Here is an 11,894-nt window from a genome sequence, read left to right on the forward strand (position 1 = left end):
GCGAATGCTTTTGCATTAAGCTGGGGAGTATTATATTTTTGAAAAGTCTATGGAAAAATACTTAAGTCAGTTAAATGACGCCCAATTGGAACCCACTTTGCAAAAAGATGGTCCCATGATTGTAATTGCAGGAGCAGGTTCTGGTAAAACGAGAGTTTTAACCTTTCGTATTGCTTATTTAATGAGTCAAGGTGTTGATCCCTTCAACATTCTTTCTTTAACCTTTACCAATAAGGCCGCACGAGAGATGAAAGGTAGGATTGCCGAGATTGTTGGAGCCAGTGAGGCAAAAAATTTATGGATGGGCACTTTTCACTCGGTGTTTGCTAAAATCCTTCGTATTGAAGCCGATAAATTGGGCTTTCCAAGCAATTTCACAATTTATGATACGCAAGACTCCGATAAATTGATTGCTGCTATCATAAAGGAAATGGGACTTGAAAAAGAGGTATACAAGACCAAACAAGTACGCTCTAGAATTTCCTCTTATAAAAACAGTTTGATTACTGTTAAAGCGTATTTTCAAAATCCCGAATTGATTGAGGCCGATACCATGGCCAAACGTCCCAAGCTTGGTGAGATATACAAAAATTACGTGGACCGCTGTTTTAAGGCTGGAGCAATGGATTTTGATGATTTACTTTTAAGAACCAATGAGCTTTTGACGCGTTATCCAGATGTGCTCGCCAAGTATCAAGACCGATTTAGATATATTTTGGTAGATGAGTACCAAGATACCAACCATTCTCAGTACTTGATTGTAAGAGCACTGTCAGACCGTTTTCAAAATATATGCGTTGTTGGTGACGATGCGCAAAGTATTTATGCGTTTAGGGGTGCGAATATCAACAATATTTTAAATTTCCAAAGAGATTATGACGACGTTAAGGTATTTCGACTGGAGCAAAATTACCGTTCCACCAAAAATATCGTCAATGCTGCGAACTCGATTATTGATAAGAACCAGACCAAGCTCGATAAAATAGTTTGGACGGCTAATGATGAAGGTCCAAAAATCATCGTCAATCGTTTGATGACCGATGGTGATGAAGGTCGTTTTGTGGCAAGTTCTATTTTTGAGAACAAAATGCAAGGCCAATTAAAAGATAATGATTTTGCGGTGTTGTATAGAACTAATGCACAATCTCGAGCTATTGAAGATGCGCTTCGGAAACGTAATATTCCGTATCGTATTTATGGCGGACTCTCATTTTACCAACGTAAAGAAATCAAGGATGTTCTGTCTTATTTGCGTCTCGTTATCAATCCTAGTGATGAGGAAGCCTTAAAGCGAGTCATCAATTTTCCAGGGAGAGGTATTGGTCAAACCACGATAGATAAATTAGTGGTAGCAGCTAATGGCTATAATCGCTCCATTTTTGAGGTGATGAAACACATTGACAAGACTGAAGTCAATGTGAACAGTGGTACACGTACCAAATTAAAGAATTTTGTGACCATGATTGAGCGCTTTCAAGTGACCAGTCAAAATTCTAATGCCTTTGAATTGGCAGAAGAAGTCACAAAAGTGACAGGTATTGTTAGGGAATATAATAAAGAATCAACACCAGAAGATATTCAACGTTTGGAAAACATTGAGGAGCTACTCAATGGTATGAAAGATTTTGTTGAAGGGCAAAGAGAATTAGCCGATGCAACAGGTTCTATTGCCGAATTTTTGGAAGATGTAGCCTTGGCAACAGATCTTGATAATGATAAAGGAGATGATGATCGTGTGGCTTTAATGACCATTCACTTGGCTAAAGGTCTTGAGTTTCCTCATGTGTATATTGTGGGTATGGAAGAAGATCTCTTCCCAAGTGCCATGAGTATGAATACCAGAAGTGAGTTGGAGGAGGAGCGCCGGTTGTTTTATGTGGCCTTGACCCGTGCCGAAGAACAAGCTTACCTTACCTATACCTTATCGAGATATCGCTGGGGTAAATTAATAGATGCAGAGCCAAGCCGCTTTATAGAAGAAATAGATGAGCAATATTTAGATGTGAAGACGCCTGTTAATGATCCGCGTCAAAACCCGATGTTGAGCGCAGATATTTTTGGAGATGTAGAACCAAACAGAATTCGGTTTAAAAAACCAATAAAACGCAAGTCTGAAGCTAAAGTTCCAAAATTTGTAGCGCCCAAAAATTTAAAGCCGGTTAAGAAAAGTGGAGCAGCCAATGAAAATAATTTTGACACCAATCTATTTGATGGCAATTTGGCTCAAGGTAATATTGTGGAGCATTCCCGTTTTGGAAAAGGAGAGGTTTTGAAAATTGAAGGTAAAGGTGCCGATGTTAAGGCCGAAATCAATTTTGAACATGGCGGTGTTAAAAAGCTGTTGTTGAGATTCGCTAAATTGAGTGTTTTAGGCTGAGGTCATATTTAAATTTCATCAATTTGTTCCCGTAATTTTTTTAAGGCACCATAAATACGCTTCTCAACAGCTTTAGTTGAGATGTCTAAAAGTTCTGCAATTTCTTTAAAACGTTTCCCTTCTACGCGATTCATTAAAAAGGCGACCCGTTGTGCTTCGGTGAGATTGGCAATGGCCAATTCTAGTTTCTTACGGTATTGTTTTTCTTCGAGGACGAATTCAGGAGTAATGTTTGTACTGTGATTTGGTTTTGTTTTTTGATGTTTGAGTACCACTTTTTGGTGAGCATAGGCGTTGAGCATCAAATTATTGGCGGTAGTAAATAAAAAACTTTTTGCCTTAGAAGGGGTCACCTTTGCACAATTCTCCCATAGTTTTACGAAAGCTTCCTGCATGCGATCTTCAGGATTGAGTTGCTGCCCAAACTTATAATATAGAAAATCATGCAGATCTTTTGCGTGTTTTTTAAAAATAGCGGCGAACAACTGTTCCTCGCATATATGGTCTTTGAGGGATTTTGACATGGATTTTAAATAGCAGGGCTAAGGTATAAATAACTTCGGAAACTTTAGGGGTAGGAGTTTTTAGAGTTTAGTTGTTATATAACAAAGTCAACATTCAGATGAGGGAAGGTAAATTCTGAATTGTTAGTTTTAGTTTTTAGTTAATTGTAAAAGGATTGCTTGGTAAGGCAATCCTTTTTTTTTGTAAAATTTTCGCTTTAAGTATTTTTAAAAAGTTTAAAGTGCATGAGTTGAGCTCATTTCTCTGTTTTTAGTGGGATCGTGATTCCCGAACTCTATTTTCTTTCAAAAATGTTGAAGACGGTTCATTTGAACGCTTTTTACAATTTAGTGAGCTTTTGATGTATCTGTCATTATTGTTAATCTTTACACATTACAGATCAAATCTTTTACCGCTATAGACAAATATCTTCTATGTCTGTCTAATAACCAATTATTTCTCAATCCTAATCTTTATAAATACGCTGCAAATCGTTAAATTTGCAGTTCTAAAATTTTTAAGAAGCATGTTCAATAATTTAAGTGAAAAGTTAGATAAAGCCTTACACGTTTTAAAAGGTCACGGTAGTATTTCGGAAGTTAACGTAGCCGAAACCCTTAAAGAAGTGAGACGTGCGCTTTTAGATGCCGATGTTAACTTTAAAATAGCGAAAGATTTTACCAATACGGTTAAGGAAAAAGCATTGGGTCAAGACGTTTTGACCAGTCTTCAGCCAGGACAGCTGATGGTAAAGCTGGTTAAGGATGAGCTTACCGAGTTGATGGGTGGTGATGCAGAGGGTATCAATCTATCAGGAAACCCAAGTGTGATTTTGATGTCTGGGCTTCAAGGTTCTGGTAAAACCACGTTCTCTGGTAAACTAGCAAACTACTTAAAAAATAAAAAAACAAAGCAACCTTTACTTGTGGCCTGTGACGTTTATCGTCCTGCGGCTATTGATCAATTACACGTTGTAGGAGATCAAATAGGAGTAGAGGTCTATAGTGATAAAGGAAATACTGATCCTGTAGCCATTGCGCAAGCCGGTATTGCTCACGCTAAGGCTAAAGGCTACAACGTCGTTATTATAGATACCGCCGGTCGTTTAGCGGTTGATGATGCGATGATGAAAGAAATTTCTAATATCCATAAAGCCATTGAGCCACAGGAAACGCTTTTTGTTGTAGATTCTATGACGGGTCAAGATGCTGTAAATACGGCGAAAGCCTTTAACGACATCCTTAACTTTGATGGTGTTATCTTAACAAAATTAGATGGTGATACGCGCGGTGGTGCAGCAATATCCATTAAATCTGTAGTCAATAAGCCAATTAAGTTTATTGGTACTGGTGAAAAGATGGAAGCGATAGACGTGTTCTATCCATCTCGTATGGCCGACAGAATTTTGGGGATGGGAGATGTCGTGTCTCTTGTAGAGCGTGCTCAAGAACAATATGATGAGGAAGAAGCAAGAAAAATTCAGAAGAAAATTGCCAAAAACAAATTTGGTTTTGATGATTTCTTAAAGCAGATTCAACAGATCAAGAAAATGGGGAACATGAAGGACCTTATTGGAATGATTCCTGGAGCAGGTAAGATGATGAAAGATGTGGATATTGATGATGATGCTTTTAAAGGAATTGAAGCTATCATTCATAGTATGACGCCAGAAGAACGCTCTAACCCATCCGTGATCAACTCTAGAAGAAAGCAAAGAATTGGTAAAGGTTCTGGTACTTCAGTGCAAGAAGTAAATCAACTTTTAAAGCAGTTTAACCAAATGAGCAAGATGATGAAGATGATGCAAGGTGGAAAAGGCAAAGCCATGATGCAAGCCATGAAAGGCGGAATGCGTTAACCATCGTGTTTTTTAAAACAGGTGTTCGTAGCAAGGATTTATGAAACGATTTCCTTAAATTTTTGCAACAGAACAGTATATACATACAGCCAACATAACATTCCATATTTAAGATTTCAACTGAAAACGATATAGACATGACCATACTAGACGGAAAAAAAGTAAGCAACGACATTAAAAACGAAATCAAGGACCAAGTCGATAAGATGAAGGAGAAAGGTGAAAAAGTGCCTCACTTAGCCGCGGTTATTGTTGGAAATGATGGTGCGAGTTTAACGTACGTTGGAAGTAAGGTTCGTGCATGCGAGCGTGTTGGATTTGAGTCTACTATGGTGCGTCTTTCTAATACCACCAGTGAAATTGAGCTTTTGGATAAAATTGAAGAACTCAACCAAGATGATAACATCGATGGGTTTATCATTCAATTGCCATTGCCTCCGCAGATCAACACCAGAAAAGTATTGATGGCCGTAGATCCTAGTAAGGATGTAGATGGATTTCACCCTGAGAACTTCGGAAAAATGGCTTTAGATATGACCACTTTTATACCGGCAACGCCATTTGGTATTTTGGAATTAATGGATCGTTATGGCGTAGAGACCAAAGGGAAACATACAGTCGTTATAGGAAGAAGTCACATTGTTGGAAGACCAATGAGTATTTTGATGGGACGTAAAGGGTTTCCTGGAAATTCTACCGTGACGTTAACCCACAGCCATACTAAAAACATCACCCAGATTACCTCTCAAGCAGATATTATTATTTCGGCACTGGGAGTACCTAATTTCTTGAAAGCAGAAATGGTAAAAGATGACGTGGTTATTATTGATGTGGGCATTACAAGAGTTCCAGACGATTCTACCACGAAGGGCTACAGAATTACAGGCGATGTTGATTTTGAAAATGTAAGTAAAAAGGCAAGTTACATAACGCCGGTTCCGGGTGGTGTGGGACCCATGACAATTGCCATGTTGCTAAAAAACACCTTACTCGCTAGAGAGCAGCGCATGGGTAAATAACACGTTTAAGTTAGAAGCAATACTCACTTAGCAAAGAGCTGATCGATGTCCTTAAACGCTTTAAACTCTAAAGCGTTTCCCGCAGGATCTAAAAAGAACATTGTGGCTTGCTCGCCAACCTCACCTTCAAAACGAATATAAGGCGCTATCACAAAGTTGACACCTTCTGCTTTGAGCTGATCCGCAAAATTTTGAAAATCATTCCAAGGTAAAACAACCCCATAATGAGGCACGGGTACCGATTTGCCATCTACAGTATTAGTGTGTAGTTGGTCTTCGGTTTTGGGTTTGTAATGTACGACCAATTGATGCCCAAATAGGTTGAAATCTACCCAATGCTCACTACTTCTGCCTTCTTCACACTTGAGAATATCACGATAAAATTTACGGCATTCTTCTAAATTATGAACAGGAATGGCAATATGGAATGGGGAAATTATTTGACTCATACTATTATTCTGCGGGTTTATCTTTACGGTATTTAAGCATAGACACACAAGAAAGGAAAAAAACCACTCCTAAGATTGTAAGTGCCCATGGGCTTAGTGAAACAACATTATTTCCAAAGATGCCTAGAACACCTAAGATTAACGCAATCATACCTCCAATGGTAAGCACTAATGATAATATCTTAATCATAATTATAAAGTTAGTTAGATAATTAATGAGCGATATTAAGACATTCAAAAATCAAAGATGTTCTTTTTTGATGCTTTTTTTAACAGAAAAAAATTACGTTCTCTTTTTCTTTCTAGCCTCAAATGTTTTTGTGGAGTCTTCTAGCAACTGCTCTAGTTCTGCAAACTCTGATTTGGTGAGCTCTCGATATTCACCAAGAGGCATGTCTAATGAGATGTTCATAATACGCACACGTTGCAGTGTTTGTACCTCATAATCTAGATACTCACACATGCGCCTAATCTGTCGATTTAAACCTTGGGTCAAAATAATACTAAAAGTATGCGAGTCTATTTTTTTAACCTCACAGGTCTTAGTGGTTTTATCTAGGTCCTCTAGATAAATCCCTCCAGCCATACGCTGTACAAAGGTTTGTGAAATGGTTTTATCTACCGTGACGATATATTCTTTCTCGTGGTTGTTGCTGGCCCTTAATATTTTGTTGACAATGTCTCCATCGTCTGTTAAAAGGATGAGTCCCTCACTTGGCTTATCTAATCGACCTATTGGAAAAATACGCTTTGGGTAATTGATATAATCAATGATGTTGTCTTTTTCAACCCTTGTATCTGTAGTGCAAACAATGCCCACAGGTTTGTTGAAGGCGAGATATACAAAATCTTCTTTAGTATTTACAATGGGTTTGCCGTCTACCTGCACTTGGTCAGACGCTGTTATTTTTGTTCCCATTTCTGGGACTACACCGTTAATGGTAACGCGTCCTGCAGTGATGAGTTTATCTGCTTCACGACGGGAGCAATAGCCCGCTTCACTTAGAAATTTATTGATTCTTTTCAGTTCTTCTGCCATAGCTCAAAATTACGAAACTATCCGTTAATAAAGTTGATGATATGCTCGTCTACTTCTACATTTTTTAAGCCATGTCCAAACCCTTCGGTAGTGATCAATTTAGATTTTTTATAAAAAGCCTTAAAATCCTCAGCATCGCTGTAAGGGATGATTCTATCTGTTTTATCATGAATGATTAAACCTTCCGCAGTGATAACTTCGGAAAATTTAGCGGCATTAAAATGTTCGGGTAGATAATTGAACTCTTTCAAAATTAATTGGTCCATTGCTTTGGCAACGCGCTTGCTATAGCCCATCATATCAACATACCTGTGGAATACTCCTGAGAAGTTTGAAGGTGCTCCCAAGAGAATGAGTTTTGTAACCGATTCCATCTGATATTTATGTTGAAAAAACGCCGTGGCCATACCACCAACCGAATGTCCGATCACGATATTAGCTCTAAATTTTTTAGCAATTACGTGGATACAATCGGCATAGAGAATGGCATTGAAACGTCTTCCACTGGAGTAGCCGTGGCCGGGAGCATCTAGTGCCACTATATTATAATCCAACTCATTGAGTTTAAGGATCAGGCTTTTCCATCTAAAGGAATTGCTTTCCCAACCATGGGCCAGCAATATGGTTTCTTTTTTACCCAACCAACGATAGGTTTTTAAGCTGTGTTTTCCAAAGTCAACGTCTTCAATAAAAGCAGTTTCTAGAAAATCTTTTTGCTTTTCTTTAATGGAGATCCGTCTTGGTGATGAGAACAGTTTTAAGGACATTTTAGCAGCACTTTTTGCCGAAATAAATGCCCAAACATTGATAAACCCCCCGAGAATTTTTGCAATAACCTGTTTCATTTAAGATTCCCTGTTTACCAATTCCATTGAAAATGCTGGTGTACATATAGAGATATACTCACAGACTTCGGTAAACGGATTTGAATATTGAACGCGTGTGTTTTTTTGGATTTTTATGGATTGTCCAGCTTCTAGAATAATTTCATCGTCACCAATAATGAACTGTTTTTTACCCTTAACTATAAATGTAAACTCATCAAATTCTGGTGTTTGAAAAGGTTCACTCCAACCAGCAGGTGCTTTCATTTGTGCAATACTTATGGCGCTATTGCCATCTGTAGCCAACCCAAAATGTTCATTGATAACTTTGCCGTCATCGGTTGGTACTACAAAGGGACTGTTCTGTATGATGTATGGTTTCATTTTTATTTTAAGGGTTTTCTTTTTATTCTTCCGCCTTTTAAATCTTTTACTACAGAAGTCATGACAAAGGCATTTTTATCAATCTTATCTAATTCGGTATAGAGCCTTGGCAACTCTAATCGGGTCATGACAATATAAATCAATGATCTGTCATAATGTGCTTTTTCATTTTTATAGCCTCCTTTTACCGGAGAAATTGTACAAGCGCGTCTCATTTTTTCGGTCAACATGAGTCTGACGTCCTCATGAAATTCTGAAATAATACTCACGCCAATATACTCTTCAACACCATCTACCACATAATCTACCGTTTTTGCAGCAGCCAAATAGGTAAGTATGGCGTAAAGTGCAGTTTCTATAGACAGGACGTAAGCGCCAAATGAAAAGATTACAATGTTAATGAGTAGTAAAACGTCACCTATGGTGATGCCCAGCTTTCGACTTAAAGAAATGGCGAGTACCTCGGTGCCATCAATAACGCTTCCGCCACGCATGGCCAAACCAATCCCCAAACCCAGAAAAAAGCCTCCAAAAATAGCGATTAATAATTTGTCTTCCGTAATTACAGGGTATTCTACAAAATGAACGACCACCGCTAAAAGGGAAATAGCTACAATGCTGCGCAATGCAAATTTCTTGCTAATGGTCTTTATGGCTAGTAAAATGAACGGAATATTCACCACCAATAACAGAAACCCCAAAGAGATGGACGTTAGGTTTTCAATAAGGAGCGAAATGCCCGTAGCGCCGCCATCTATAAAATCATTAGGAAGTAAAAACCCTTTTAGACCGAAACCTGCAGAAAATACACCAATCAAAATAAGGAAGTACTCTTTGATGGCATGCCTAATCTCGACCTCAAGACTATTGATCAAGGGCCTAATCTGGGTTTCAGATTTAACAGGTTGCTGTGTTGTTTTTTCAAAACGCTTCCTGGCAATATCGAAAAGTAATTTGGAAATAATGGGATTCATAGAAATTTCAATATTGCCCATATGTCATTCACACGCGCTTTAATTTTGGAAGTATTAAAAGATGATGGCTTATAATTACCAATGTAACATAAAATATTTGATTTTTGCGTTATCAGGAATTTGTACAGCTTCGATATTCATATCCATGTCAAATCTAAGATTAGCGGGCAATTCATTTTTATCAATTGTAAAGGAAGCATTGATCTCATCTACAGAGACTACGATAGTACGAATAAGATTATTGATTTTTGAAATCTTATAATTATCCTGAATCTCTTTAAAAGTACTGATGTTAGAAATATTCTTATCGGTCTTAAATTGCTTATCTAAAATCATCACACTCTGTATAACCGATGAGGAATCCCTTGCGGTCTTAGGGGTGAGCACTAATAACTTATGTCCTGTTTTGTCATAAACCTCAAAATCTCGGTTTTCTCCTGTAAAGCCATCTGTATTTGCTGATTTTACAACAGAGTCATTTGCAAACACCATATCCAAGTCCTTAACTTGGGTAGAATCTGTTAGGAGACCAATATGATGCTTGTTAATTTCATAGGGATCTTGCGATTTGTCTGAAGAGCAGCTTACAATAAAAAGGAATAGAGCTATAAAAAGAAAAGTGTTTTTAATCATGATTTAGTATTTAGGGATTTAAAAATTTAAGTTATGTATTATAGATTATTTAAAAGCATTAAGGGCCTTGTTTTTCGACAATTTGATACCGTTTTAATATCGAATAAAACAACGCTTCTTTACGGTGAATTTTATTTTAGCATTTTGGTCAAGATCCCCAGAACACTTCTTATTACGGTAGGGCTGGTGAGTACTTTGATGAGCGGATTTTGCCTATTACTGCTTCGTCTTGACGAAGTACTTTTTTTACTACGCTCTGCGTTTTCAAGAGCCTCCTTTTCTTGTCTCGCTTTTTCTTTTGCTTCTTCGGCTTCTGCTAACTCAATTTTTTTATTTAGCATTTCATAAGCGCTCTCCCGATCTATGGTTTCGTTATAATTTTTGGCGAGTTTAGATGTTGAAATGAGTGCAGATAATTCGTTAGAGGTCAACACATCCATCCGGCTCATTGGTGCACGCATCATGGTAGCAGCAAGCGGTGTCGGTTTTCCTTTTTCGTCTAGGGCAGATACCAAAGCTTCACCAATACCCAGAGAAGTTAAAATTTCCGTAGTATCGTAAAAGTCACTATCTGGATAATTTTGAGCAGTCAGTTTAATGGCTTTTCTATCTTTTGCAGTAAATGCTCTTAAGGCATGTTGCACTTTTAAGCCCAACTGACCCAGCACTGCTTCGGGGACATCAGTAGGGTTTTGCGTTACAAAATACAGCCCGACGCCTTTACTTCTTATCAGTTTGACGATGCTTTCAATTTGGCTCAGCAAGGCTTTTGAGGCCTCGTTAAATATCAAGTGCGCTTCATCAATAAATAAGATCAGCTCAGGTCTTCCGCTATCGCCCTGCTCTGGAAAGGTAGAGTAAATCTCAGCCAAAAGGCTAAGCATAAAAGTAGAAAATAGCTTTGGTCTGTCTTGAATATCGGTGAGTCTTATGATATTGATATAACCACGACCTTCATCATCTACTCTTAAAAGATCATCAACTTCAAAAGATGTTTCGCCAAAAAACAAGTCACCGCCCTGTTGTTCAATTTCAACTATTTTTCTAAGAATGGCTCCGGTTGAGGCCGTTGAGATTCTGCCGTAGGCATCGGTAAACTCATCTTTGCCCTCTTGGGTGGCGTATTGTAATATTTTCTTAAAATCTTTTAAGTCTAACAGCGGTAATTTATTGTCATCACAATATTTAAAAATGACGGCAATGATGCCTGCTTGTGTTTCGGTGACATCTAAAATTCGAGAGAGTAACACGGGGCCAAATTCGCTAACTGTAGCACGAAGCCTTACACCATTTTGCTCAGAAAGTGTTAAGACTTCAACAGGAAAGCCTTTTGCGGTAAATGGTAAACCTATGCTGTTATGACGCTCGTCAATCTTGGCATGACCTGTACTTGGTTGCGCCAAGCCACTAAGATCGCCTTTGATGTCCATAAGCAATACGGGAACTCCTTTTTCGCTTAGGTTTTCAGCAAGCACTTGCAAAGTTTTTGTTTTACCAGTACCCGTTGCGCCAGCAATAAGACCATGTCGGTTCATTGTTTTTAATGGCACGTTTACAAACGTATTGGTCAACGTTTCACCATCAAGCATGGCAGCCCCTAAAGTAATGAAGTCGCCTTTGCTCGTATTTCCTTCAGTAATCATCTTGACAAAATCGTCGCGTCTGCTCATAAGTTGAAAATTTGCATAAAAATAGGCAAATTTGTCAAGTATGAAATGCCTTTTATAAGCTCTGATTTTTCTTCGGAAATGAGCGTCTTTTTGTAAATGCGAGACCTATCTTGAGTTTTTGACTATTTATAAATCGTGTCCATTGGCTTAAGAATCTCATTTT

12 protein-coding genes are annotated in these 11,894 nt (G+C 38.1%); 3 read left to right on the plus strand and 9 right to left on the minus strand.

Translation table 11 applies throughout. The annotated features are described in order from the left end of the window. The first annotated feature begins 49 nt into the window (after positions 1-49). A complete protein-coding gene (locus tag P176_RS0114995; RefSeq protein ID WP_026755474.1) occupies positions 50-2,377 on the plus strand; it encodes an ATP-dependent helicase in 2,328 nt (775 codons plus the stop codon). Positions 2,378-2,385: 8 nt separating this feature from the next. Here P176_RS0114995 and P176_RS0115000 read toward each other — a convergent pair whose 3' ends face one another. Further along, on the minus strand, positions 2,386-2,901 hold the full coding sequence (locus P176_RS0115000; RefSeq protein WP_026755475.1) for an RNA polymerase sigma factor: 516 nt from the start codon (positions 2,899-2,901) through the stop codon (positions 2,386-2,388). Between the two features lie 506 nt (positions 2,902-3,407). On the opposite strand from P176_RS0115000, the gene ffh reads away from it, so the two are divergent. Beyond that, the gene (ffh, locus tag P176_RS0115005; protein ID WP_026755476.1) at positions 3,408-4,739 is read left to right on the plus strand and encodes a signal recognition particle protein; all 1,332 of its coding nucleotides are present in this window, start codon (positions 3,408-3,410) and stop codon (positions 4,737-4,739) included. A 137-nt stretch (positions 4,740-4,876) separates the two neighbouring features. Continuing rightward, positions 4,877-5,758 carry a bifunctional 5,10-methylenetetrahydrofolate dehydrogenase/5,10-methenyltetrahydrofolate cyclohydrolase gene (locus P176_RS0115010; RefSeq protein WP_026755477.1) on the plus strand — a complete coding sequence of 294 codons (882 nt, stop codon included), beginning with the start codon at positions 4,877-4,879 and terminating at the stop codon, positions 5,756-5,758. 23 nt (positions 5,759-5,781) lie between these two features. Here the strand turns inward: P176_RS0115010 and P176_RS0115015 are convergent, their stop codons facing one another. From P176_RS0115015 to P176_RS0115050, 8 genes are all read right to left on the minus strand, one after another. Further along, the gene (locus P176_RS0115015) at positions 5,782-6,207 is read right to left on the minus strand and encodes a VOC family protein (RefSeq protein ID WP_026755478.1); all 426 of its coding nucleotides are present in this window, start codon (positions 6,205-6,207) and stop codon (positions 5,782-5,784) included. A 4-nt stretch (positions 6,208-6,211) separates the two neighbouring features. Continuing rightward, positions 6,212-6,397, minus strand: a complete 186-nt coding sequence (locus tag P176_RS20610) for a membrane protein (RefSeq protein ID WP_026755479.1) — start codon at positions 6,395-6,397, stop codon at positions 6,212-6,214. Between the two features lie 93 nt (positions 6,398-6,490). Continuing rightward, positions 6,491-7,246 carry a pseudouridine synthase gene (locus P176_RS0115025; RefSeq protein WP_026755480.1) on the minus strand — a complete coding sequence of 252 codons (756 nt, stop codon included), beginning with the start codon at positions 7,244-7,246 and terminating at the stop codon, positions 6,491-6,493. Positions 7,247-7,263: 17 nt separating this feature from the next. Next, on the minus strand, positions 7,264-8,091 hold the full coding sequence (locus P176_RS0115030) for an alpha/beta hydrolase (RefSeq protein ID WP_026755481.1): 828 nt from the start codon (positions 8,089-8,091) through the stop codon (positions 7,264-7,266). Beyond that, the gene (locus tag P176_RS0115035; RefSeq protein ID WP_026755482.1) at positions 8,092-8,454 is read right to left on the minus strand and encodes a cupin domain-containing protein; all 363 of its coding nucleotides are present in this window, start codon (positions 8,452-8,454) and stop codon (positions 8,092-8,094) included. Positions 8,455-8,456: 2 nt separating this feature from the next. Continuing rightward, a complete protein-coding gene (locus P176_RS0115040) occupies positions 8,457-9,428 on the minus strand; it encodes a YitT family protein (protein WP_026755483.1) in 972 nt (323 codons plus the stop codon). 75 nt (positions 9,429-9,503) lie between these two features. Next, a complete protein-coding gene (locus P176_RS0115045; protein WP_037348975.1) occupies positions 9,504-10,061 on the minus strand; it encodes a hypothetical protein in 558 nt (185 codons plus the stop codon). A 131-nt stretch (positions 10,062-10,192) separates the two neighbouring features. Next, positions 10,193-11,731 carry a helicase HerA-like domain-containing protein gene (locus tag P176_RS0115050; RefSeq protein ID WP_026755485.1) on the minus strand — a complete coding sequence of 513 codons (1,539 nt, stop codon included), beginning with the start codon at positions 11,729-11,731 and terminating at the stop codon, positions 10,193-10,195. Between the last annotated feature and the right edge of the window lie 163 nt (positions 11,732-11,894).

The organism is Sediminibacter sp. Hel_I_10 (genome assembly GCF_000688335.1).
Taxonomy (GTDB): domain Bacteria; phylum Bacteroidota; class Bacteroidia; order Flavobacteriales; family Flavobacteriaceae; genus Psychroserpens.